This window comes from Bacillus sp. FSL R5-0397 (assembly GCF_038593395.1).
Lineage (GTDB): Bacteria > Bacillota > Bacilli > Bacillales > Bacillaceae > Bacillus > Bacillus altitudinis.
The window spans coordinates 3,033,210-3,058,235 of sequence record NZ_CP151992.1 but is presented as its reverse complement, the minus strand read 5'-3'; the positions used below and the strand labels follow the sequence as shown (position 1 = coordinate 3,058,235).

General features: G+C 43.9%; 25 protein-coding genes. 23 read left to right on the top strand and 2 right to left on the bottom strand.

Translation table 11 applies throughout. The features are described 5' to 3' along the window. Positions 1-137 precede the first annotated feature (137 nt). The 4 genes from NSQ70_RS15770 (at position 138) to NSQ70_RS15755 (ending at position 3,447) form a co-directional block, all read left to right on the top strand. Complete coding sequence (locus NSQ70_RS15770; RefSeq protein ID WP_025208011.1) at positions 138-1,166, top strand: iron ABC transporter permease; 1,029 nt, start codon at positions 138-140, stop codon at positions 1,164-1,166. Then, entirely contained in the window at positions 1,163-2,164 is a 1,002-nt protein-coding gene (locus NSQ70_RS15765) for an iron ABC transporter permease (RefSeq protein WP_025208010.1), read from the top strand. The genes NSQ70_RS15770 and NSQ70_RS15765 overlap by 4 nt, the downstream gene beginning before the upstream one ends. Before the next feature lie 16 nt (positions 2,165-2,180). Next, positions 2,181-3,077: an iron-hydroxamate ABC transporter substrate-binding protein gene (locus NSQ70_RS15760; protein WP_007500130.1), complete on the top strand. Its 897-nt coding sequence runs from the start codon at positions 2,181-2,183 to the stop codon at positions 3,075-3,077. 145 nt (positions 3,078-3,222) lie between these two features. Continuing rightward, entirely contained in the window at positions 3,223-3,447 is a 225-nt protein-coding gene (locus NSQ70_RS15755; protein ID WP_008347764.1) for a phage holin, read from the top strand. Between the two features lie 258 nt (positions 3,448-3,705). Here NSQ70_RS15755 and NSQ70_RS15750 read toward each other — a convergent pair whose 3' ends face one another. Next, the gene (locus NSQ70_RS15750) at positions 3,706-4,176 is read right to left on the bottom strand and encodes a helix-turn-helix domain-containing protein (RefSeq protein WP_007500131.1); all 471 of its coding nucleotides are present in this window, start codon (positions 4,174-4,176) and stop codon (positions 3,706-3,708) included. A 257-nt stretch (positions 4,177-4,433) separates the two neighbouring features. Here NSQ70_RS15750 and NSQ70_RS15745 point away from each other — a divergent pair, with 257 nt between their 5' ends. The 19 genes from NSQ70_RS15745 to NSQ70_RS15655 all read left to right on the top strand — a co-directional run bounded on the left by NSQ70_RS15745 (position 4,434) and on the right by NSQ70_RS15655 (position 24,749). Beyond that, the gene (locus NSQ70_RS15745) at positions 4,434-5,165 is read left to right on the top strand and encodes a Wzz/FepE/Etk N-terminal domain-containing protein (RefSeq protein WP_342502265.1); all 732 of its coding nucleotides are present in this window, start codon (positions 4,434-4,436) and stop codon (positions 5,163-5,165) included. Continuing rightward, positions 5,155-5,838, top strand: a complete 684-nt coding sequence (locus tag NSQ70_RS15740; protein WP_008347761.1) for a CpsD/CapB family tyrosine-protein kinase — start codon at positions 5,155-5,157, stop codon at positions 5,836-5,838. The genes NSQ70_RS15745 and NSQ70_RS15740 overlap by 11 nt, the downstream gene beginning before the upstream one ends. 165 nt (positions 5,839-6,003) lie before the next feature. Further along, on the top strand, positions 6,004-7,878 hold the full coding sequence (locus NSQ70_RS15735; protein ID WP_024719856.1) for a nucleoside-diphosphate sugar epimerase/dehydratase: 1,875 nt from the start codon (positions 6,004-6,006) through the stop codon (positions 7,876-7,878). After that, a complete protein-coding gene (locus NSQ70_RS15730; protein ID WP_113766929.1) occupies positions 7,844-8,983 on the top strand; it encodes a glycosyltransferase family 4 protein in 1,140 nt (379 codons plus the stop codon). Before NSQ70_RS15735 ends, NSQ70_RS15730 begins: the two co-directional genes overlap by 35 nt. 2 nt (positions 8,984-8,985) lie before the next feature. Next, entirely contained in the window at positions 8,986-9,825 is an 840-nt protein-coding gene (locus NSQ70_RS15725; protein WP_178897340.1) for a glycosyltransferase, read from the top strand. Beyond that, the gene (locus tag NSQ70_RS15720) at positions 9,818-10,948 is read left to right on the top strand and encodes a glycosyltransferase family 1 protein (RefSeq protein ID WP_326377673.1); all 1,131 of its coding nucleotides are present in this window, start codon (positions 9,818-9,820) and stop codon (positions 10,946-10,948) included. Before NSQ70_RS15725 ends, NSQ70_RS15720 begins: the two co-directional genes overlap by 8 nt. 14 nt (positions 10,949-10,962) lie before the next feature. After that, positions 10,963-12,066: an EpsG family protein gene (locus NSQ70_RS15715; protein WP_100324763.1), complete on the top strand. Its 1,104-nt coding sequence runs from the start codon at positions 10,963-10,965 to the stop codon at positions 12,064-12,066. Between the two features lie 27 nt (positions 12,067-12,093). Continuing rightward, entirely contained in the window at positions 12,094-13,122 is a 1,029-nt protein-coding gene (locus NSQ70_RS15710) for a glycosyltransferase (protein WP_045034024.1), read from the top strand. Further along, on the top strand, positions 13,122-14,150 hold the full coding sequence (locus NSQ70_RS15705; protein WP_327871920.1) for a polysaccharide pyruvyl transferase family protein: 1,029 nt from the start codon (positions 13,122-13,124) through the stop codon (positions 14,148-14,150). Before NSQ70_RS15710 ends, NSQ70_RS15705 begins: the two co-directional genes overlap by 1 nt. Positions 14,151-14,178: 28 nt before the next feature. After that, entirely contained in the window at positions 14,179-15,708 is a 1,530-nt protein-coding gene (locus NSQ70_RS15700; protein ID WP_096881876.1) for an MATE family efflux transporter, read from the top strand. A 20-nt stretch (positions 15,709-15,728) separates the two neighbouring features. Beyond that, the gene (locus tag NSQ70_RS15695; protein WP_017359198.1) at positions 15,729-16,322 is read left to right on the top strand and encodes a sugar transferase; all 594 of its coding nucleotides are present in this window, start codon (positions 15,729-15,731) and stop codon (positions 16,320-16,322) included. Continuing rightward, positions 16,285-16,974 carry an acetyltransferase gene (locus tag NSQ70_RS15690; protein ID WP_096881875.1) on the top strand — a complete coding sequence of 230 codons (690 nt, stop codon included), beginning with the start codon at positions 16,285-16,287 and terminating at the stop codon, positions 16,972-16,974. Before NSQ70_RS15695 ends, NSQ70_RS15690 begins: the two co-directional genes overlap by 38 nt. Further along, positions 16,971-18,134 carry a DegT/DnrJ/EryC1/StrS family aminotransferase gene (locus NSQ70_RS15685; protein WP_342502264.1) on the top strand — a complete coding sequence of 388 codons (1,164 nt, stop codon included), beginning with the start codon at positions 16,971-16,973 and terminating at the stop codon, positions 18,132-18,134. The genes NSQ70_RS15690 and NSQ70_RS15685 overlap by 4 nt, the downstream gene beginning before the upstream one ends. A 164-nt stretch (positions 18,135-18,298) precedes the next feature. Then, positions 18,299-19,918 (top strand): nickel ABC transporter substrate-binding protein, encoded by a 1,620-nt coding sequence (nikA, locus tag NSQ70_RS15680; protein WP_342502263.1) that lies wholly within the window; start codon positions 18,299-18,301, stop codon positions 19,916-19,918. An 18-nt stretch (positions 19,919-19,936) separates the two neighbouring features. Continuing rightward, the gene (gene nikB / locus NSQ70_RS15675; RefSeq protein ID WP_041507793.1) at positions 19,937-20,881 is read left to right on the top strand and encodes a nickel ABC transporter permease subunit NikB; all 945 of its coding nucleotides are present in this window, start codon (positions 19,937-19,939) and stop codon (positions 20,879-20,881) included. Further along, positions 20,878-21,711, top strand: coding sequence for a nickel ABC transporter permease subunit NikC (gene nikC, locus NSQ70_RS15670; protein WP_039169186.1), 834 nt, complete (start codon positions 20,878-20,880; stop codon positions 21,709-21,711). Before nikB ends, nikC begins: the two co-directional genes overlap by 4 nt. Before the next feature lie 4 nt (positions 21,712-21,715). Further along, entirely contained in the window at positions 21,716-22,531 is an 816-nt protein-coding gene (gene nikD, locus NSQ70_RS15665) for a nickel import ATP-binding protein NikD (protein ID WP_342502262.1), read from the top strand. 13 nt (positions 22,532-22,544) lie between these two features. After that, complete coding sequence (locus NSQ70_RS15660) at positions 22,545-23,360, top strand: dipeptide/oligopeptide/nickel ABC transporter ATP-binding protein (protein ID WP_159159993.1); 816 nt, start codon at positions 22,545-22,547, stop codon at positions 23,358-23,360. Between the two features lie 63 nt (positions 23,361-23,423). After that, positions 23,424-24,749, top strand: a complete 1,326-nt coding sequence (locus tag NSQ70_RS15655) for an MATE family efflux transporter (protein WP_039169192.1) — start codon at positions 23,424-23,426, stop codon at positions 24,747-24,749. Positions 24,750-24,773: 24 nt separating this feature from the next. Here NSQ70_RS15655 and yvfG read toward each other — a convergent pair whose 3' ends face one another. After that, a complete protein-coding gene (gene yvfG / locus NSQ70_RS15650; protein WP_017359206.1) occupies positions 24,774-24,989 on the bottom strand; it encodes a protein YvfG in 216 nt (71 codons plus the stop codon). Positions 24,990-25,026: the final 37 nt, after the last annotated feature.

The following is a 25,026-nucleotide window of genomic DNA, read 5'->3' as shown; positions in this document are numbered from 1 at the left end:
TTGCCGTCTACACATACCTTCAATAATTAAAAAAATGAGCCGTACATTGATTTTTCAGAGGCTGACAGCTATAATTTTGATGATTATGATTCTCATTTTCAAACTGACTTTTAATGAAGAAAAGGATGACACCGATTTTGCCGGATAAGCGAACATCTCAACAAAAACGATCATCACCTATTTTGTTCTTTTTATTGTTTTTTCTCGCTGTCATTGGTTTATTGGCGGCTATGTTTTTGGCTGTTTCCTACGGTGCAAAGTCATTGTCTTTGCAAACGGTCTGGACAGCTGTGTTTGACTATCAGTCTCATGTGACAGAGCAGCAGATCATTCATGAATTAAGGCTTCCTCGTGTGCTAGGAGCGGCGCTTGTTGGAGCGGCGTTTGCTGTGGCAGGTGCGCTGATGCAAGGCATTACAAGAAATCCGCTGGCAGATGCGGGGATATTAGGCATTAACGGCGGTGCGATGTTTGTAGTCGCTCTCTGTTTTGCTTTTTTTCCAGGAATGCCTTATTCGGCATTGATGTTATTTTCTTTTTTTGGTGCCGTTCTCAGTACACTGCTGATCTTTGCCATTGGGGCGGCTGGCGGCGTGCTGACCCCACTTCGGCTCACTGTAGCTGGAGCTGTTGTTGCCGCATTGCTGCATGCGCTAAGCTCGGGTATCGCCATTTACTTTGATCTCAGTCAGGATCTGGCTTTTTGGTATGCAGGGGGTGTGGCAGGTGTCAAATGGCCGCAGCTGATGATCCTTGCTCCAGTCATTCTCATTGTCATCGTTTGGGCGATGTTATTAGGACGATCCCTCTCGTTATTATCACTTGGTGAAGATGTAGCTGCGAATTTAGGGGTGAAAACCCGGCAAGTGCGAATACTAGGTATGGCAGCTGCGGTTCTGCTGGCAGGCGTTTCTGTATCGGCGGTTGGGTCTATTGGGTTTGTCGGGCTTGTCATTCCGCATATTGCACGAAAGCTGGTTGGGGTCAATTATCGTTTCGTCATTCCGATGTCAGCGATTTTAGGCGCAATGCTTCTCGTCTTCGCTGATCTTGCCAGCCGGACAGTAAATCCGCCAAGAGAGCTTGCCATTGGCGTCATGGTGGCACTTGTTGGTGTTCCTTTCTTCTTATATATTGCCAGAAAAGAAGGGAGGAACCTGTCATGAAAGAGAAACGGCGTGCTCTTGTCGTGACAGCCGTTTTGCTTTGTCTGAGTGCAGCTGTCGTGCTGTATAGTTTAAATACCGGCACGCTGAAACTCAGTCCTCTCGTTGTCGTCAAAACGTTATTTGGCTTTGGAGATTTCCAAAGTGAGACGGTGCTGTTTGATTATCGTCTGCCTCGAATCGTCGTGACGATACTAGCTGGAATAGGTCTAGGTATTGCAGGTGGCATTTTGCAGAGTTTATCCCGCAATCCACTGGCTGACCCTGGGATTATTGGTCTGAATGCAGGAGCCGCATTCGGCTTAATCATCTTTGTGACGTATTTTCACGTACTAGAAGGAAATCCATCTTTACTCATTCCGCTCTTTACGTTTGGTGGAGGTCTGCTTGCGGCGGCAGTCATCGTTCTTCTTGCGTACGACAGGCATGAAGGGCTTGTGCCTATCCGGCTGATCCTTGTTGGAATTGCCGTAGCTGCGGGGTTTAGTGCATTGACGTTATATTTGTCATTGAAACTGGATGAAGATACATACACCTTCGCTTCAAGGTGGCTTGTGGGAAATGTATGGGGAAGAGACTGGATTCATGTGCTTGCGCTCCTACCTTGGATCGTATGTCTTGTCCCGCTTACGCTCATGCAGTCCAGCACACTCAATGCGTTAACATTAGGTGATGCCGTCGCCTCAAGTGTCGGAGTACGTGTAGAGCGCAAACGACTTTTTCTTCTCACCTTAGCTGTTGGTCTAGCGAGTGCAAGTGTATCGATGACAGGCGGAATTGGTTTTATTGGCCTTGTTGCACCTCATTTGGCAAGGCGTCTTGTCGGCTCACTGCACCAATATTTTTTACCAGTGAGCGCTTTGCTTGGATTGTTGATTTTGGTCAGTGCTGATACACTCGGACGTTCCATATTTGCCCCAAATGCCATCCCAGCGGGTGTGGTTGTGGCTTTTATCGGAGCACCTTATTTTCTCTATTTACTAACAAAAACAAAATAAGAAAGAGGAACTCATCATGAAAAAAGTACTTGTGTTTGGTTTAACGCTCTGTTTCTTGATTCTGGCCGCTTGTGGTCAACAGGAAACAAAGAAGACAACAAATCAAGATGAAAACGGAACACCTAAGATTGCGTCCTTGTCGATTCATTTAACAAATGACTTATTAGCACTCGGGATAAAACCTGCTGGCTCTGTTGTAGGGGGAGACTTAAAAGATTTCCTTCCACATGCGAAAAAGCAGCTTAGCCAAACGAAAAAGCTGGGCATCGCAGCAGATCCTGATATGGAGTCATTGCTTGCTTTAAAACCAGATGTCATTTACGTCGATGAAGAACTGGCTGGACAAGACTTATCAAAATACAAGAAAATCGCCAAAACCGAAGTGTTTAATTTAAATGATGGCACATGGCGTGATCATTTGAAAAAAATCGGCAAGCTCGTCAATAAAGAAAAAGAAGCCGATCAATATATTAAGGACTACAATCAAGAAGCTAAAGAAGTCAAATCACTCATCCAGAAAAAGATTGGAAATGGAAAAGTGATGGCGATTCGTGTAACAGCAAAAGAGCTTCGAGTATTTAGTATGAAACGTCCGATGGGTCCAATTTTATACGATGATTTAGGACTGACACCTGTAGATGGTGTGAAAAAACTGGACAGCAAACGTCCATTTGAAGTCATTTCTCAAGAAGTGCTTCCTGACTTTGATGCAGATGCTATTTTTGTCGTCGTGAACCGTGATGATAAGGCGCAACAGGCATTCAAACAGTTAGAACAGACGCCAATTTGGAAAGGCCTAAAAGCCGTGAAGAAAAACCAAGTGTATCCGATTGCCGATCAGCCATGGTTAGATTATTCAGCTCTAGGCAACAAAATGGCAATGGATGAAGCAAAAAAGATGTTCTCTAAATAAACAGCACATAAATCAAGGCATCATTCCGCATCTAGGAATGATGTCTCTTTTTTTGATTCGTTCTTCTATTCATTCGCTTTTTGCATACATATGAGAGGGAACGAGCAGTATCGCCCGTATGAAAGGATAAGGGGAGGGGTTACAGTTGAAGGTTCAAAAAATTAGTGCAGGCACTATTGCGAGGCTTGTGCTGCTTTTATTGGCACTTGTGAACAGCGCTCTCACTGCTGCAGGAAAAAGCCCAATTCCAATTGATGAAGAAGGTGTGCAGCAATTCATTACGTTAGCCTTTCTTGGCATCACATCACTATGGGCCTATTGGAAGAACAATGATATTACGAAAAAAGCTCGAACCAAAAAAGAAGAATAGCAGAAAACAGAGCCTTTTCATGCAAAAAGGCTCTCAGATGTAGACAAACCCTCGCATTCGGTGTCAGTCCTGCGCGCTGGTGCTCGCCCTTCCTAGACTGCAAAGGTTTTCTATCACGCTGAAAAGAAGACAAAGGGCTAAAATAAGTTCATTTTAGCCCTTTGTCCATAAACTGAAAAGAGCCTTTTCATATAAAAAGGCTCTATTTCATCGAAGCGACAAGCGCCTCTCCCCGCAAATTGGTTTGATCTCAGTGGCTTACGCCCGGTGTTCTCCCATATTGGTAAGAAACGCTTTCACTTCCTCGATGGTTAAGCCAATGGCCTTTGCTTCACTCATGAGACGCTTCCATTCTGACATATTTGAGTCGGTCAGCTTTCTATGATGGACATGTAACGTCTTTCCTTCCTGCTCCTTTCTGTAGGTTTGGAGCAGCTGATACAGTTCTTCTTTAGGCATGCCGGATTGGACGGCATGAACGATATGATCCCGCCACTCTTGTTCACCGCCCTCAGCGTAATGAAACATCATCGTTTCTGCATCAAACAGCTCTTGTAAATCAATGTCTAGTGATGAGGATACCTTTTTTAAAAACTGGACAGATGGATTACGATGGACACCACGCTCAATTTTACTCAAATACGATTTAGAGACATGGGCATCTTCAGCCAGCTGCTGGATTGAGTATCCTTTCCTCTTTCGGTAAATGCGTATCACCTTTCCTATCATTCGATATATGATCTCCCTTCTCCCCGGCGAATCGTTCTGCGACCTTTTCGTTCATTATAAGAAATAAATTGTTCTTTATAAAATTCAAAAACGTAAGAAACAGGAAGTAAACAAAAGAAAACGAACGATTTCGTTCTTTAAAAAGAACTATAAGACCTATTATGACATTTTTCTTTGCGGGTATTATCTTTTATAATCCAATCATTAACAAAAAGAAACCATATATAACCTTTTTATGATGAAATCGGGAGGTATCTATGAATGAGAATATAGGTTTTAAGCAGCTGTTTTCTGTCATAAAAGAGAAAATGGCCCTTCTGATCCTGATTGTCCTGATCGTAACGGGCATTTCAGCCTACTATCAGTTCTATGTCTCGACTCCTGTATATCAGGCAACCACTCAAATTCTTGTTCATAAACGAAGCAGTGATGCACAAACGAATTTAAACGATATTCAGATGAACCTTCAATATACACGTACCTTTCAAGTCCTATTAAAAAGTCCAATCGTTATTGAAAAAGTAAAAGAAACACTCAATCTTACAGAATCGGCGGAAGGATTAAAACACAAAATTGCCACAAGTACAGAAAATGAGTCAGAGGTCATAAATATTTCTGTACAAGACGAGGACCGCGCGAAGGCAGTAGCCATTGCGAATACAGCCACAGAGGTGCTGCAAGAAGAAATCAAAAAAACCATGAATATGGATCGCATTAATGTTTTGTCTGAAGCCAAGCTGTCCAACACGATACTGATGAACTCACGTAAATTCGTTCACATCGTTCTGGCACTAGGCGCCTCTGTATTAGGGGGAATGACACTCATTTTCTTAATGAATTTACTCGATGATACGGTGAAACGAACACATCAAATAAGAGAAGAGATCGGATTGCCATCGCTCGGCAGTGTCTATCAGATGCAGGCAGACAGGAGGGCAAAAAAAGACAAGCAGTCCGTCATAACGGGAGGACAGAACATTGATTTTTAAGAGGAAAAAACGAGAAAAAAGAGATTTATCCTGTATTTCTGTATTAAATCCTCACTCTGTCATTGCGGAACAATTCCGAACGATCCGAACGAACATCGAATTCACGTCGATTCAAACGAGGTTGAAGTCGATATTGGTCACATCCTCCTTGCCGAAGGAAGGAAAATCATTTACGGCTGCAAACTTGGCAGCTGTTTTTGCACAGCAGAAAAAACGGGTCTTGCTCATGGATGCTGATTTACGTAAACCAGCCATTCATGAATATTTTGATCTGAGTCCGCACACCGGATTGACCAATGTGCTATTAAATAATTGCAGTTTGGAAGAAGCCATTTTGCCTACACCGATTGAGCATTTAGAGCTGCTTCCGAGTGGGACCATTCCGCCAAATCCCGCTGAACTGCTTTCCTCCTCTGTGATGAAGCAGCTATTTTACGAGATTGAGCAGCAGTATGACATGGTGATTGTTGATTCCACACCGCTTCTACCTGTAGCCGATGCCAAAATATTAGCAAACCGGACGGATGGAAGCATTCTTGTGGTTTTAAGCGGTAAAACGAAGATTGCCGCTGTGAAGAAATCAAAAGAAGTATTAGAGGGTACGACAGGGAAACTGCTTGGGGCGATGCTAAATGGCAAGAAAGTGAAAAAGGGAAGGCACTATATGTATTAAAGAGATTGATAGGTGATGTCTCCTAATCTTTAACAACGGAGGCACTCGATCCTGCTGTGGGCATGACATATGCCTTAGATGCTCGTCATCGGTAGTGGGATGTGAGGACGGGTTTGATGCCCATTTTACGTAAGAATAGTGATGTTTTAAAAAGGGGGAGGAGCGTTGACTTACGCCCAAAGATTATCAATCATCGTGGCACTAGATTCATATCTCATTTTAGTTGCCGTCTTTTTTGGCTTTCAATTTGTCCAAGAGGCAGCGTTAACCGTATATACATTTGAAATGCTCGTCATTTCTTCGCTCAGTCTACTGATCGGGCACCATTTGTTTTCGTATATTTTTCACGTGTACAAGCAAGTATGGGCTTATACAGGGGTTAGAGAGCTATTTTCTTTAATGAAGACTTTTGCGTGTTCATTTTTATTTTCTATGACGATGCTGTACATTTTTGTGCAGACATGGCCATTTCGCTTTTTATTTATTGTCTGGCTTTTCCATGTGTTATTCATCGGTGCATCACGAATGGCATCCAGGCTGTTTCATGATGGTGCCAAGCGGTTTCAAGTTGAAAAGGAGCGGGCACTAATCATTGGCGCTGGATCAGCCGGGACCATTATCGTTCGTCAGCTTCAGCAGTCGAGTGATGTACATATTGAGCCGGTCGCTTTCATTGATGATGACAAAACAAAGCATAAGCTTGAAATTATGGGGCTGCCTGTTCTTGGGGGAAAAGAACATATTCAAACGGCTGTTGCGATGATGGATATTCAAAAAATCATTATCGCTATTCCATCCAAAAGCAGTCACACATTAAAAGGACTGTATAAGGAATGTGTAGCGACTGGAATCAAAACACAGATTATGCCGGAAATGGAACAGATTTTAAAAGGAACCCATGCGCTGAATCAATTGCGGGATGTACAGCCAGAGGATTTGCTTGGAAGAGAGCCGATTCAATTAGATACAAGCCGTCTATCCGTTCACCTAAAAGGAAAAACGATTATGGTGACAGGAGCTGGCGGGTCTATCGGGTCAGAAATCTGTCGTCAAATTTGTGTATTTTCCCCTCGGGCGATTGTGCTTGTGGGACATGGAGAATTTAGCATTCATTCTATTTTACTAGAGCTGAAAGAATTGTATGGAGACAGCATTAGCCTATATCCACAAATTGCGGATATTCAAGATAAACAAAAAATGAGTGAAATCGTTGGTCATTTTCAGCCGGATATGATTTATCATGCCGCTGCGCATAAACATGTCCCGCTCATGGAAATCAGCCCGAAAGAAGCGGTGAAAAACAATATTATCGGGACAAAAAATGTGGCAGAAGCTGCACATGAGCACGGAGTTGAAACATTTGTCCTCATCTCATCTGACAAAGCGGTCAACCCTGCCAATGTGATGGGAGCGACAAAGCGGTTTGCTGAAATGGTGATTATGCAAATGGGGGCAAGCAGTGAAACGAAATTTGTCGCCGTCCGGTTTGGGAATGTACTCGGAAGCAGGGGGAGCGTCATTCCGATCTTTAAAAAACAAATTGAAAAAGGCGGGCCAGTGACTGTCACGCACCCAGCCATGACAAGATATTTTATGACGATACCAGAAGCATCAAGGCTTGTTATTCAAGCTGGTGCACTAGCAGAAGGAAGACAGATTTTTGTTTTAGATATGGGGGAGCCAGTCAAAATTGTCGACCTCGCAGAAAACCTCATTCACCTCTCAGGCTACACCACAGACCAGATTCCAATCACATTTACGGGGATTCGTCCCGGAGAGAAAATGTACGAGGAGTTACTCAACCAGCATGAAAAAGCACAGGAGCAAATTTTCCCGAAAATCCATATCGGCCATGCCTTGGATGGAGATCCGTATGTGCTGAACCGCTTTATTCACGAATTTAATATGATGAGTGACGATCAATTAAGACAGGCCTTGTTTGCCGCCATTGAGTCGCATGATGTATTGCCTGAACCGATGCAACGAGAGGAGGAGCCACTTGCTAATGAAGAAAAAAGTCTTGTTTTGCGCAACGGTTGATTATCATTTTAAGGCATTCCATCTCCCGTATTTCAGATGGTTTCAGGAACAAGGATGGGAAGTGCATACAGCGGCAAATGGCCAGCTGGAGCTGCCGTATGTAGATCAAGCGCATTCCATTCCGATTCAGCGTTCCCCTTTTCATTTGCACAACCGACTTGCTTATGTGGAGCTGAAAAAGCTGTTAGAAAAAGAGCATTATCAGTTCATCCATTGTCACACACCGATGGGGAGTGTCATTGGCAGGCTAGCGGCCAAAGGGACGCGCAAAAAAGGGACGAAAGTTCTTTACACAGCGCATGGGTTTCACTTTTGGAAGGGGGCACCGCTTCAAAATTGGCTGCTTTATTATCCAGTTGAGAGATGGCTCGTTCAATATACGGATGCACTCATCACCATTAATGGAGAAGACTATGAAAGAGCCGATCGTCTGTCAAAAGAGAAGGCGGCTGTGCATTATGTTCCCGGTATGGGTGTCGATATGAAGCGATTTGCACCAGTTGATGACAAAGAAAAAGACCGCCTTCGTAAAGCATATGGTTTTACCACGCAAGATTTTATCGTGCTGTGTGCTGGTGAATTAAATGACAATAAAAATCAAGGAATGCTCATCAAAGCTTGCGCGCAGGTGTATCGGAATATACCACATGTGAAAATTGTATTTGCTGGAGAAGGGACAAGTCGGTCGTCCTATGAAAAGCTGGTCTGTCAGCTGAATCTTGAGGAACATGTACAGTTTGCGGGATTTTGCAAACACATCGAAGATTGGATGCATATGAGCGATGTATGTGTATCAACCAGCTTGAGAGAAGGACTTGGGATGAATCTTCTTGAAGCGATGTCTGCTGAAAAGCCGGTGATTGCAACAGAAAATAGAGGGCATTGTGAGCTCGTCAAACATGGAGTGAACGGCTTTTTAGTCAAACCGCATGATGTGAATGGTTTAGCCGTTTATTTACAACAGCTCTACCATAAAAAGGACCAGCTTCACCTAATGGGGAAAGCGGGACGTTCTATGGCTCACGCATTTGCACAGGAGCAGACGGTAAGTGCAATGGAGGAAATTTACACAACGTATATGGACCAAAAAGAGAAGGTGATGTGAGCATGCGTCAGCCGAAAGTATCGATTATCATGGGTGTTTACAATTGCCAAGAGACAGTAGAAGAAAGCATTGAATCGATTCTCCGTCAAACCTATGAAAACTGGGAGCTCATCATATGTGATGATGCATCAACAGATGGCACCTATGAAAAAGTGCTGAACTATACCATGCGTGATCCCGATAGAATTCGCCTCATTCAAAACGAACACAATCAAAGACTTGCCGCCAGTTTAAATCGTTGTCTCACTGAAGCGAATGGAGAACTGATTGCAAGACAGGATGGCGACGATATATCAGTGTCTACACGATTAGAAAAACAGGTTCATTTCCTTGAAGCACATCCAGAATATGATGTGGTTGGTACGGCGATGACGGTGTTTGATGAGTCAGGGGCGAAGGGCGTTCGAGCCCTTGTCTCAGAGCCTGATCGAAGGGTGCTAGCAAGAGGAACGCCTTTTTGTCATGGGACGATTATGATGAGAGCGTCTGCCTACAAGGCTTTAAATGGCTATCGTTCTGTAAAAACAACTAGACGGATGGAAGATATCGATCTTTGGATTCGTTTTTTTGCTGCGGGGAGAAAAGGCTTTAATTTGCAAGAGCCCTTATACCTTGTAAGGGAGGATGAAGCGGCCTTTCAGCGCCGGAAATTCCGATATTCAATGGACAATGCCTGGCTTGTGTTACAAGCATGCAAGCAATTAAAATTGTCGCCATTTGATTATCTTTTTGCGCTTAAGCCGGTCATCCGTGCCTGTATGTCACCAAAGATCATGAGGTTTTATCATCAGCGGAAACTTGGAGGATCTATGGTGAAAAGGAGGACGATTCGGGATGAGTGAGCCAAAGCGTGTACTTCATGTTGTGGGCGGAATGAACAGAGGCGGAGCAGAAACGATGATCATGAATATCTATCGTGCAATCGACCGGAATGTTCTTCAATTTGATTTCATTACCCACCGGGAGGATGTCTGTGATTACGATGAGGAAATTCGTCAGCTTGGCGGGCGGATTTTTTATGTCCCGAGTATTGGAGCGTCCTCTCCATGGACGTTTGTCAAAACGTTGACGAAGACGATCAAGCAAACGGGACCTTATCAGGCGGTGCATGCACATACAGATTTTCAAACGGGCTTTTCTGCCCTTGCTGCGAAACTGGCAGGTGTGAAGATACGCATTTGCCATTCACATAATACGGCTTGGAAACAGTCTCCTAGCCGGGTTGATCATTTGATGCTCAAAGGATTCCGTCAATTGATCTTTGCCTTTTCTACGCAGCTCGTTGCATGCGGTGAAGATGCCGGTGCCTTTTTATTTGGACAAAAAAGAATGTACGATGGACGAGTGGACATTTTGCCAAATGGGATTGATTTGGACCTTTTTTTTCAGTTGGAGCCAGAAGCGAAGGTGAAGATGAAAAAAGACCTCCATCTTCACGAGAGAAAACTGATCATTGGACATATTGGCCGATTTCATGAGCAGAAAAACCATGTTTTTTTCATCGAATTAGCGCAGACACTGAAAAAACAAGGGGTCTCCTTTCAGCTAGTTCTCATAGGAGATGGGCCGCTCCGGCCGGTGGTTGAATCGTATGCAGTGAAAGCAGGATTAATGGAAGACATTGTGTTTACGGGCGTTGTCTCAGAGGTTCCGCAGTATATGAAAGCATTTGATGTGTTTGTGATGCCGTCTTTGTTTGAAGGTCTTCCTCTCGTATTAGTGGAAGCGCAGGCATCTGGACTCCCATGTGTGATTTCAGATCATATCACAAAGGAAGTCGATTTAGGTTGTGGGCTTGTGAAACGGAAATCCTTGCAAGATTCAGCACATGAGTGGATGAAAGCCATACTAGAAGCCTACCATGCAGACCCTCCTCTTCAGGAGACGATTATTTCTCAGCTTGGCCTTAGAGGATTTGATGTGAAACAGAACATCACCCGTGTGATGAATGTGTATGGATTGTAAGGAAGGATTGGCAGATGGCGGTTTATTTGGTGAACATGATCATGGTCTATTTATGGTCGAGCTTTGCTGCATTTTATGGCAGACCTGATGATACCATACAAAGCGGCTGGCGGCCGAACAAGCTTCTGGTGTTTTTTCCATTTTTATTTCTTTGTATTGTGGCGGGCATACGCTACAAAGTAGGAACTGATTTTGTAACCTATGGACAAATGTATGAGTTCTCCGTCAACTATGACAAGCCTTGGCATATTTTCGGATTCGGTGTAGACAAGGCCGCCACTGATCCGGGCTTTACATTGATCTTATGGATGCTCAATCAACTGTCACATGAGCCGCAAATCATGTATATCACAGTTGGGATCATCACCTATTTTTTTATTATCAAAACACTTGTGCGATATGGACGGCCATTTGAGCTTAGTATGCTGCTATTTCTCGGCACATTTCATTATTACGCTTCGTTTAATGGCATGCGGCAGTATATGGTGGCAGCGATTCTTTTTTATGCCATCCAGTTTGTCATCAAAGGTCAGTGGAAATGGTATTTTCCGCTCGTGCTTGTATGCGCGCTATTTCATTCCTCGGCACTCATTATGATTCCAGTCTATTTCATCGTCAGAACAAAGGCATGGTCTTGGATGATGCTTGTGTTATGCATGATTTTTCTAGGTTTAACCGCTCTGTATGACCGCTTTGTCTCCGTGTTTGTGGTGATGCTGCAAGGGAGTTCTTATGGTCATTACGAGGAGTGGCTGACAACGAATACGAATGGAATGAATGTGACGAAAATTGGTGTCTTGATTTTACCGTTATTGCTTGCGTTCTTTTGTCGAAAACGACTTCGTGAGCTGACGCCAGAGAGTGATTATATTGTGAATTTTTGCTTGCTTGGATTTTTGTTTGGCATCCTTGCAACGAAGGATGTCATTTATGCAAGATTTCATATTTACTTTGGTCTGTATCAGCTCATTTTACTACCTTATTTCACACGGATTTTTGACCAGCGAACCAATTTCTTTATGTATATCGGAATTGCGGTTTGCTATATTTTGTACAGCATCATGCTGATGCCGTTTGATTCTTCTGTTTTACCGTACCGAACGATTTTTACAAAGTAGATTTGAAGAAAGGTGGGGCTTGCTGTCATGCCAGCTATCAGTCTATTGGTCGCAGTCTATAACACTAGTCAATATGTGGAGCAGTGTCTTCAATCGATTGCAGACCAAAGCTTTTCAGATATAGAGGTCATCCTCATTAACGATGGATCTACCGATCACAGTGGAGACATCCTTGAAGCGTTTGCTGCGCGTGATGAGCGATTTCGGGTGATTCACCAAACCAATCAAGGGCTGGGAGCGGTGAGGAACAGGGGCATAGAAGAAGCAACAGGAACGTATCTTGCCTTTGTTGATTCAGACGATGTTCTCGCTCCTCAATACTGTGAGGCTTTATATCAAAAAGCCGAAAACACCGGTGCTGATCTTGTTGTCAGTGAATATTGGATTCAGTTTGAACAGTCAAAACGGATCATACCGACGACGCTGTTAGCTCAACAGGAAGCCGATAAGACAAGTTTAATAGAATCGTTATTACATGGTGAGATCACGGGATTCTCATGGAATAAGCTCTATCGGCGGGCGTTTATCGAAAAGCATCATATCCGTTTTCCGTTGAGAGGTGAGCTTGAGAATATTGAAGATCAATATGTCACGCTGCGCTGTTTTTCTTTATCACGTGTCATTGCCTTTGTTCATGAGCCGCTTTATTATTACCGGGTTCATTTGTCATCCATTGTCCAGCGATATCAAAAGCAGTATTTTCAGCATGGACTGGCGTTTTATGACGCGCAGCGTTTGTTTTTAAAAGAGCATGATGAGCTGACACCATATGAGAAGGCTTTTTATTTTTTTATCGTGAATCATACGCTGCATTGTATGCTCAATGAATGGAAGAGCCAAAATTCCCTTTCCTTTCAAAAAAAGCTTGGTCATATGCGTGAAATGGTGACACATGAAGCTTTTCAGAAGGCTGTGAAACAAGTTGAACCATCGAAGCTGACTGTGCGAAAGCGAATGATCTTATTCCTTGCTAGGATGCAGTGGGTGTATCCGCTCTCTGCCGCAGCATCAAGCTATCAAAAATGGATTGAATATCAAACGAGAAAATCGGGGTGATGAGTGTGACATTGCAGCAATTAAAAGCACATGCCGCAGAGTGGCTGCTCTTAAAGGTCAAGTATCCACTTCAATATAGGTTGAGCCGCCAAAGATTTCCAGAGCTGCGTCATCAGAAGAAAATCATTCTCACGCTGCTGCCGGCACATGACAACTTAGGTGATCACGCGATTGCCTATGCCAGCTGCTGTTTTCTACAAAAGCACTTTCCAGACTATCAAATCATAGAAGTAGACATGCAGGAGATGTATCGTCTAGCACGTCCGCTGAAGCACGCACGGCACCCAGAGGACATTGTCTGTATTATCGGCGGGGGCAACATGGGCGATTTATATCGATATGAAGAATGGACAAGACAATTTATCATGAACGCCTTTAAGTCTTATCCCGTCATTCAGCTGCCCGCTACTGCTCATTTTACAGAAACAAAGAGAGGGAAAAGAGAAGAACGCCGCGCTATTCAAGCATATCAGCAACACCCGAGGCTTCTCTTGATGGCAAGAGATCAAACCACCTATCAATGGATGAAGAAGCATTTTCCTAATAAAGAGGTGTGGAAACAGCCTGATATGGTCCTGACATTAGACGAAACATCAAAGAGTCAAACCCGTAAAGGAGTGCTGTTTTGTCTGCGTGAGGATAAGGAGGCGTATCTCACGAAAGAGAAACGAGAACAACTGCAGGAGCATATCAAAGAAACGTATGATCAAGTTGGTTTTATCACAACGACCATTGGTAAGCGAGTGAATCGAACGACTCGTTTAGAGGAATTATCCACGCTATGGACGCAGTTGAGACAGGCACAAGTCGTCGTGACGGATCGACTGCATGGCATGATCTTTTGTGCGATCACACATACACCGTGTGTTGTTATCAGGTCGTTTGATCATAAAGTCATGGAAGGATATGAATGGGTAGCGCACTTGCCGTTTATGACCCTTTTGAAGGAACCAACGGAGGAAGCGGTGAAAAAGGCCATTCATCAGCATATGAAAACAAGCAGACAAAAGGGAGAGGAAGTTGGATGAAGGCCCTTAAACACTGCGTGAAATCACCATGAACCGTGCGTTTCTTTACAATGTCAGTGCAAATGTGATGACGTTTTTCTTGATGATGCTGATGTCTGTTTGTTTAACGCCTTACATTGTTCATACACTTGGAGTGGAAGCGTTTGGTCTGATTCATCTGACGCAAAATATGATCAATTATTTATCGGTCATTACGGCTTCATTAAGTGCTGTGGTGGTGCGTTTTTTTTCTGTTGCGGCTCATAAAGGAGAGATGGAACAAGCGCAGCGCTATCTCGCTTCCTATTTTGTCAGTTCTCTTTTTTTATCCATCTGTCTTTTTTTACTTTGTCTATTCATGTCTCAGCAGCTGGTTGACTGGCTCCATGTGCCTGCTCATCTTGCAAAAGATACACAGATCGCCTTTGTGTTAGGGGGTCTTTTATTTATGCTCAATTTCGTCATGTCTGGTATTGGGGCGGCACCGTTTTATGCGAACAAATTATATGTATCGAGTGTTGGACAGGCCATTCAGATGTTTGGCAGGGCACTTGTGATTGTGCTGTTATTTACCGTGACGACACCAGCCATTTGGCATATTCCGCTTGCAGCCGTTATGGGGAGTTTCGCCGCTTTGGGAATGGGTCTCTATTATTTTAAGAAACTCATTCCTTGGTTTTCGTTTAAGTGGCGGTACGTTTCTTTATCTTCAAGTCTCACGCTGGTTCGATCAGGGGTGTGGCATTCATTTGAGCAAATGGGCATTTTGTTGTTTTTACAAATCGATTTATTGATGACCAACTTACTGATTGGGGCAGAAGCGACTGGACAGTATGCCGCCATTTTACAATTTCCATTATTATTGCGCACCCTTGCAGGGACACTTGCGGTTGTGTTTGCGCCAACGATCACAAAATTATATTCAAATCAAGACGAGCAGGGGCTCATTCAATACGCCACCAATGCCATGAAATGGAGTGGTTTATTTGTGGCATTCCCCGCGGCTCTGTTAGGAGGTCTTGCCGGTCCGCTCATGCTGTTATGGCTTGGACCAGCCTTTGAGGAGCTAAAATGGCTGCTGATGATTCATGCGGCTTATTTGTGTTTCACGTTGATGTTTTTACCGCTGACCTATGTACCGACTGCCTTTAACCGATTTAAAGTGCCGGCGGTTGTGACACTCATATTAGGCGGTTCCAATGTCCTGTTAGCCTATGGACTGACTCACCTACTTCAGCTTGGGTTATATGGCATTGCATCAGCAGGGGCCGTTGTTTTATTGATGAAAAATATCGTCTTTCTCCCATTGTATACAGCCAAGATCACGAAACAGAAAAGTACCATCTTTTACAAACATACAGTCGTTCCGTTGTTTGGGGCTCTATTTATATGGGGGATCTGTGCCGGTATTCAGGCTGTGTATGATGTGACGAGATGGTGGGAGCTATTTTGTATTGGCGGAATATGTTTCGTTCTCTACTTAGGCTATTTGTATCAATTTGCAGGAACAAAACAAGAGCGGATACAGCTCATGCGTAAGGTGAAACAAGCTGCTATTGAACGATCTGTCTCTCGCTAGTGTGGAAAGGAGAAGCAATGATGAAAAGAATAATAGATGTGGTCGTGGCTTTGACCCTGCTCATCGCAGGCAGCCCCCTTTTCCTTCTCATCTATGGACTCATTCGGTGGAAAATCGGAGCGCCTGTGGTGTTTCGACAAGAACGGCCTGGTTTGTACGGACAGCCGTTTATGCTTTATAAATTTCGGACGATGACCGAGGAACGCGATGAACATGGCGTACTGCTTCCAGACCATCTTCGATTAACAAAAACCGGCGCCTTTATTCGTAAGCTCAGTCTTGATGAATTGCCGCAGCTTGTCAATGTACTCAAAGGGGAAATCAGTCTCGTTGGACCAAGACCGCTTTTAATGGAGTATTTACAAATGTACACAGAGGAGCAAGCGAAGCGTCATCTTGTGAAGCCTGGTATCACTGGATGGGCCCAGGTGAATGGGAGGAATACTCTCTCTTGGGAGGAGAAATTCACCTATGACCTCTGGTATGTAGAGCACCAATCGTTTTGGCTCGATATGAAAATCTTATGGATGACCTTGCTGAAAGTCATCAAAACAGAAGGGGTGCAGCAGCCAAATCATGCAACAGCTGAAAAATTCAAAGGAACCGATACGTAAAGAGCAGCCCATTGGCTTAATAGGGGCTGGCGGACACAGCAAGGTCATTCAGGAGTTGATTTTTTTGCATCCTGATTACTCATTGTGCGCTGTATTAGACGATCGATTTGAGGAGGCTGACACTCAAACCGGTACTCTTTATGGTCCAATTTCTATGAGTCAAAAGGTAAGAGAGGAAAAACCTGATATGCAATGGCTGATTGCCATTGGGCAAAACGAAATCAGACAGAGGATCAAAGAACGTCTCGCATTTGAAGAGAGGGCATTTGCCACACTGATTCATCCAGAGGCAGTTGTGAGCTCGTCAACGAAGATTGGCCGAGGAACGGTTGTGATGGCAAGGGCTGTTGTGCAAGCAGATGCAGTGATTGGTGAGCATGCCATTATCAACACCGGTTCTATCGTGGAGCATGACTGCTTTCTCGAATCCTTTACGCACCTATCCCCGGGAGCCGTGCTCACCGGCTGTGTCTCTGTGCGAGAGGGTGCTCATATTGGAGCTGGGGCTGCTGTCATACCTGGCAGAACCATTGGAAGCTGGGCAGTGATCGGCGCAGGAGCGGCAGTGACCCGAGATATACATGATCAGAAAGTCGCCGTAGGCGTTCCTGCAATTGAGATCAAAGATCGAAGAGAAGGTGGGAAATCATGAGAGACAGGAAACGAATCTACTTATCTCCTCCTCATATGAGTGGAAAAGAACAGATGAAAATAGAGGAGGCATTTAAGAGCAATTGGATTGCACCATTAGGACCGCTTGTAAATGAATTTGAGCAAGTGGTCGCGGATTATGCAGGCGTGAAGAGTGGAGCGGCATTGTCTTCAGGTACAGCAGCCATTCACCTTGCCTTAAAACTCATTGGCGTTCAAAAGGGAGATATGGTCTTTTGTTCCACTCTCACATTTGTTGCCAGTGCAAATCCTATTTTATATGAACAAGCGACGCCTGTTTTTATTGATTCAGAAAAAGAGACATGGAATATGTGTCCGCTGGCGTTAGAGAAAGCCTTCGCTGAAACAAAACGACTTGGGAAAAGACCCCGTGCGGTTATTGTCGTTCATTTATACGGACAAAGTGCGAAAATGGATGAAATCATAGCGGTGTGTGAGGCATATGATGTGCCAATCATTGAAGATGCGGCTGAATCGTTAGGCAGTATATATAAAGGAAGAAAAAGCGGTTCAATGGGCAAGTTCGGTGTGTACTCTTTTAACGGAAATAAAATCATTACAACATCAGGAGGCGGAATGCTTGTCAGTGATGATGAAGCAGCCATCGACCGCTGCCGATTTCTCGCGTCACAGGCAAGAGAACATGCCCTACACTATGAACATCAAGAGGAGGGATATAACTATCGGATGAGCAACCTACTCGCAGGTGTAGGAATTGCACAAATGGAAGTGTTAGAGGAGCGTGTTCAGCAAAAACGCCGCATTTTCGAGCGTTATCAAGATGCTTTAGCCGATATTGAGGGCCTTCAATTTATGCCAGAATATCAAGAAACCACATCAAACCGCTGGCTGACCACATTCACCATTGATCATCATGTACAGATGTCTCCAGTAGAGATGATAGATGCTTTAGAACAAAAGCAGATCGAAGCAAGGCGTGTATGGAAGCCACTGCATCAGCAACCGCTCTTTCATGGTTGTCCTTTTTATACAACAGCCGATGAAGTCCCTGCATCTGAGTTGTTATTTGAGACAGGTCTTTGCCTGCCATCTGGTACAAGCATGACAGACGCAGAACAGGAGCTTGTCATTGATACACTGTACAACGCCCTGCAAAAGAAAGCATTACCCTCCTCATAGGCTGCTCGTTCATCAGCAGCCTGCCTCTCTTTTTAACAAATCCCTTAATTTGTGGAATAATAAGGAATGTATATTGTCATTTCGTATCAAATATGATATTGACAACAGAGTCCTTCCTCCTTAAAATGAAAATGATTATCAGCATCAATTAGGGGGAGCAACTTATGTTTATTTGGAATAAATTTCTGAAAATTAAAATAAATACAATATTACCTATCCTACTGATCTTCTTACTAGTAGGCTGTTCTCAAGCAAATAATGGAGCAGGTGGAGACAAGGATCATCCCGATATGATCACCATGGCATGGCCAAGAGATATTGGCGAAATGAATCCGCACATATACAATCCATCACAATTGTTTGCCCAATCCATGATTTACGAACCATTGGTGAGCTATCAAAAAAATGGAAAGCTTAAACCTGAATTAGCAAAATCATGGGATGTTTCCAAGGATGGCAAGGTGTATACGTTCCATCTTAGAGACAATGTCACGTTCTCAGATGGATCTAAATTTAATGCGAACATTGTGAAAAAGAATTTTGATGCGATTTTAAAAAACAAAGAAGTACATAGCTGGTTAGGTGTCATAAAGAAAATCAAAAAGACAGAAGCAGTGGACAAGCAAACGTTTAAACTCACATTAACTGAGCCTTATTATCCAACTGTTCAAGAGTTAGCTGTTGTGCGCCCTGTTCGTTTCCTAGGCGAAGCAGGTTTTCCGAAAAACGGAGATACATCAAAAGGAATCGAAAAACCAGTGGGGACAGGTCCTTGGATATTAAAGACGTACAAAAAAGATGATTATGCGATTTTTCAACGAAATGACCACTACTGGGGAGAGAAACCAAAGGTCAAAGAAATCAAAGTGAAGGTCATTCCAGATGCCGAAACAAGAGTGATGGCATTTGAAAAAGGCGATGTAGATTTACTTTATGGAGAAGGAACGATTAGCCTTGATGCTTTTAAACAACTAGAGGCGAGCGGCAAGTATGAAACGAAGATGTCAGAGCCCATAGCCACTAGACAGCTTGTCATGAACACAAAAGTCGATCAGCTGTCAGATGAGAAAGTGCGTCACGCCCTTCAGTATGCGATCAATAAAACATCATTGGTGGAAGGTGTAACCTCTGGCTTAGAGGATGTAGCAGATCACATCTTGCCGACAAACATGCCATATACGTCAGGCATCCGGGTGAAATCTTTCCAATATGATGTGGACAAAGCGAAGGCTTTACTGGATGAAGCGGGCTGGACGCTTCCAAAAGGAAAAACCATACGGGAAAAAGACGGAAAAACGCTTGAGTTTAGTATGATGTATGACTCAGCAGAATCGATTCAAAAAACAATGGCTGAAACACTGCAGGCAGAATGGGCAGCCATTGGGGTCGGCGTCAAACTTGAAGGTGTCGAGCTGGCGACGCAGGTTCAGCGGTTTAAAGCGAACAAATTTGATATGAACTTCTTTAGCAATTACGGAGCGCCGTATGATCCGCATACATTTATGAACGTTGTCTCATCAGATGGTTTTGGATTCAAAGAGGCGATCTCAGCGTATCCGAATAAAGATAAGCTGATCAAAGAAATGACAGAGATTCCATCAACAACTAATGAAAACAAACGCAAAGCACTTTATTCGTCCGTCTTATCTTCCTTGCAAGATCAAGGGGCGATTGTGCCAATCTCTTATTTTAAAAAGACGGCTGTTTATCAAAAAGATGTGAAGGACTTTGATTTCCCTGCGAATCGAGATGAACATCCTTTCACAGGCATCAAGCTGAAGTAACAGAAGGAAGGTAAGCAAATGAGCCGCTATATCATCAAACGAATGTTATCCATCATTCCTGTATTTCTACTAGCCACACTGTTCACAACTGGCATGATTCATCTGTCACCAGTTGATCCAGCGGAGGCATATTTAGCAGCGGCTCATATTCAGCCTACTGATGAGGTATTAGCTCAAAAACGAAGTGAATTTGGTTTAGATGAACCTTTTTACATGCAGTACCTTCATACGATTGAAAAAGTCGTCCGTCTTGATTTTGGGCGGTCGTATATGACCAATCAGCCTGTGCTTGATGAGGTGATCTATCGAATACCTGCGACGATTCAATTGGCGTTCACTAGTCTGCTGATCGCAATTTGTGTCAGTATTCCACTGGGCTTTTTCAGCGGGTTGAGAAAAAATGGCGTTGTAGATCATGTGAGCCGGATGATTTCCTTCCTAGGAGCATCTATCCCGACCTTTGTTTTGGGGTATTTGCTCATCTTCTTTTTTTCAGTGAAACTCGATCTTTTACCTGTTGAAGGTGTTGGTACATGGGAACATCTTGTACTGCCATCCATTACACTGGCTGTGCCGTTAATTGCGATGTATACGAGATTATTGCGAGCGAGTGTGAGTGAGACGCTTCACGAGCCTTTTGTTCAATATGCGAGAATGAGAGGGTTAAAGGAACAATCGATTATGTTCAAACATGTCTTCAGAATGGCGATATCACCGATGCTGACAGGACTTGGCGTGAATCTTGGCAAGCTGCTCACAGGGACTATTATTGTAGAGGCTGTTTTTTCATGGCCTGGATTTGGACGATTTTTTATAGAGGCGATCTTTAACCGTGATCTGCCGGTCATTCAATTTTATGTGTTGATGGCGGCGTGTATCTTTATCTTAAGTAGCTTGATGGTTGATCTCCTTCAGCTGCTCATTGACCCCCGTATTTCTAGAAAGGAAGGCCGCCAGCCATGATGACAAAAGTAAAACACCTCTTCTATCATCAAAAGATGATCTCGATCTGTGTGGTGCTGCTCGGTCTCCTGCTCATTGTGACGGTATGTGCACCATGGATCGCTCCGCATGACCCGGCGACTGTTAATCTTGCAATGAAACTAAAGGGATCTTCATGGGAGTATCCTCTAGGCACCGACCAATTGGGAAGATGCAATTTATCTCGTATTCTATATGGTGCTCGTATTTCACTAGGCTGTGCGTTGTTAATCTTTGTTTCCTCTCTATCTATCGGTTTAATCGTAGGGCTGATATCTGGATATAAAGGCGGCTGGATCGATCACGTCTTGATGAGATTGTGCGACGGGGTCATGGCATTTCCGAATTTGGTACTGATCCTTGGATTAGTCGGTATTTTTGGACCGGGGCTTTCTCAAGTGGTGCTGGCTTTGATGCTTGTGCAGTGGGTGTATTATGCTCGCGTCTTTCGAGGGATGGTGCTTAGTTTAAAAGAACAAAACTTTATTGCAGCTGCGAAGATTAGCGGTACTTCTCATTGGAATATCATGAGAAAGCATATGATTCCGAATGTACTGCCGCCACTCGCAGTTGTGGGCACACTTGAAATGGGCTGGGCGATTATGGACATTTCCGCCATGTCTTTTCTAGGCTTAGGGGTTCAGCCACCTACGCCTGAATGGGGAGCGATGATCCATGAAGGAAAATCTTATATTCAAACAAATCCTCAGCTGATGCTTTATCCGGGCCTTGTGATTATGGCTGTGGTCATTCTATTCAACTTACTGGGAGAAGCTCTTTCAGAGAAATATGGCATCAAACGTCGTGTGTAAAGGAATGAGTCAGTTGGAAGAGTCTATTTTAAACATAGAGAACCTGCATGTGCATACGAAAACACCGCAAGGAACCATTTCTCTCGTTCAGGAAGTAGCATTTGAGGTAAAGCGCGGTCAAATTGTTGGATTAATTGGTGAGAGCGGATGCGGAAAAACGGTGACAAGTATGTCGATCTTAAACATGCTTGATCGAAAAACAACGGAAGTGACTGGCAGTATCACTCTACAAGGTCGAGAATTGATCGGTTTGAGTGAACAGCATATGCGGTCTATTCGTGGCAAAGATCTCTCATATATTATGCAAAATCCAATGAATAGCTTTACGCCTGTATGGACGATTGGACATCAATTGATTGAAACAATCCGCCGGCATACAGCTGTCAGTAAAAGGCAGGCACGGGTCCAGGCAATAAAAGCCTTAGAGAAAATGAATCTGCCGCATCCAGATCAATTACTGAGTAAGTACCCTTTTGAATTAAGCGGGGGGATGCTCCAGCGTGTCATGATTGCGATGGCTGCCTGTATGCATCCGTCTCTGATCATCGCAGATGAACCGACAACCGCATTAGATGTACACAATCAAAAGCTGGTGCTTGAGCACTTGAATCAAATTCGTCATGAATACGGAACGGCGATTTTGCTCATTACCCACGATCTTAGTGTGATTGCAGAAATGGCAGACGAGGTCGTGGTGATGAAACAAGGAAAAATCGTTGAAAAGGCTGAAGTTCTTGAGCTTTTTGAACACCCGAAGCATGATTATACAAAGAAACTTTTAGCAGCTCGTCCATCCATGCCAGCTGTTTGCACGATTTGAGGTGAGAAGACCGTTGCATTTAATAGAAGTGAAAGCAGTTAGTCATTCATATGGCAACCGATCGTTTCTGATGAGGACAAAAGGGAGAGCCCCTGTCCTGAAAAACGTTCATTTGACCATTGAAGAAGGCACTTGTCTAGGGTTATTAGGTCAAAGTGGTGCAGGGAAAAGTACACTCGGCCGCATCATCCTTGGACTAGAGCAGCCGAGGGCCGGACAAGTTCTGTTTGAAGGTCAGGATATCATTCGTGCAGATCAGCGGACACATCAGCATTTCCGCCGACATGTACAAGCGGTATTTCAAGATTCATATTCAGCGGTGAATCCAAGGTGGACAGTGGAACAAATTCTATCTGAGCCGCTTGAAAACTATGAACCAATGACCCGTAAAAAACGTCAGCATATACTCATTCACTGGTTAGAAAGAGTAGGGCTCAGTGAGCAGGATTTGTCCAAGTACCCATACCAATTTAGCGGCGGCCAGCTACAGCGGATCAACATCGCCAGAGCACTGGTGCTTCAGCCAAAGCTCATTGTGCTGGATGAATCAGTCAGTAGCTTAGATATGGTTACGCAGGCAGTCATTTTAGATTTGTTAGTCGAATTAAAGAAAGAGCTGAAGCTTGCATACTTATTTATCACACATGATTTGACAGCGGCCTATCATTTAAGTGATCAATTAGCGATTCTTGATCAGGGTGAACTTGTGGCTCAGTTTCAATCGAAGGATGATTTCTTTCTATCAGAGCACGAAGCTGTGCTGAAAATGAAGGAGGCAACGCTCGCCAGCCACCCTTTGTCTCGAACGATTGGCAGGCCGGTTCGTTAACTTTTTCATTCCCTCAATGCCTCTTTTAAGAGAGGCTATTTTTCATGAAAGGCAGGTGGCATCGTGAACCATCGAGCATATTTAGCTTTGGCGATCCCTTTAACCATTTCAACGATGACCACGCCATTACTTGGAGCTGTCGATACAGCAGTTGTTGGTCAGCTTGCCAACCCCGCTTATATAGGGGGCGTCGCAGTCGGCAGTCTCATTTTTAGTACATTGTACTGGCTGTTTGGCTTTTTACGGGTAAGTACATCTGCTTTTGCCGCCCAAGCAAACGGAGCGCAGAACGAGGAGCAGGGTGTTCTTGCTTTTCTAAGGCCTTTTTTGCTAGCTACTATCGTCGGGCTTTGTTTTATTGCTCTTCAATGGCCCATTATTCAATCCGCATTATGGATCATCTCTCCTGCTGCTGATGTGCGCGAATATGCAGCGGACTATTTTCATATTCGGATCTGGGGAGCGCCATTTACCTTGATGAATTACGTCATACTCGGCTGGCTGATGGGGATGGCAAAAATGAAAGAAGCCCTTTCTTTACAAATTTTGATCAATGTCATGAATATGATCTTGGCATTGATCTTAGTTCATGCGTTTTCTTTTGCCGTCAAAGGTGTGGCAGCGGCGACTTTGATCTCTGAACTCACTGCTTTTGTGTTAGGGGCCTGGATCATCTTGAAGCATACGTCAAACGGTTTTCGGATGCCGTCTATCCAGCAGGTGATGGACACACGTGCAGTAAAGAAAATGTTTCATGTGAATAAAGACTTATTTATCCGAACGATCTGTCTGCTTGTTGTGATCAACATGTTTACAGCAAAGGGAGCTTCTTTCGGAACAGAGCAATTGGCGGCGAATGCCATTTTATTTCAAATTCACTACATCATGGCCTATTTGTTCGATGGATTTGCCAATGCGTCCAGCATCCTTGTCGGTAGATCAGTAGGTGCGAACGACCGAGCGCTTTATGATAAAACATTAACCCTTTCGAGACAATGGGCAGTTGTGATGGCATGTGTCATTGCGGCAGGTTACTTTTTCTTTAAAGTACCGATTTTGAGCCTGTTTACAAATTTGCCTCAGCTTCTTGATGTGACACTGCAATATGCCGATTGGCTCGTTCTTTATCCGTTTGCTGCTTGCTTTGGCTTGGTGATTTACGGTGTATTCACAGGTGCGACAGAAATTGCTCCTGTTAGGAATTCAATGCTGTTTGCGATGATTTTGTTTGTGGCTGTTCAGGCGGCAGTCATTCCGATATGGCACAATCACGGACTATGGTTTGCCTTTATCATTTATACTGTAGGGCGGTCCGGCTTTTTGATGATGTACAAATCGAAGCTGGATCAAAAGCTTTTCCTGCATGAAAAACACCCTTTGCAATCATGAGAAAGGGTGTTGTTTTTCGTCCATTTATTCGCTTTCTTTTTTCACCTTTTGGTACGCTTCATCGAGATGCTGAATTCGCTTCAAGACAACAGCATTTTTCGTCAATTGGTCCTGCACAAGTGTAGAAACCACCGACCGATAATAAGCGTTCATGGCATGAATCTTGTCTTCATGTTGATTCATGGCAATGTGCTGTTTTAAGTTATCAATAAAGTATGGAACGGAAAAAAGTTCAGACATGGAAATCACTCCTATTTCGTATATACGGTCCGTCAAT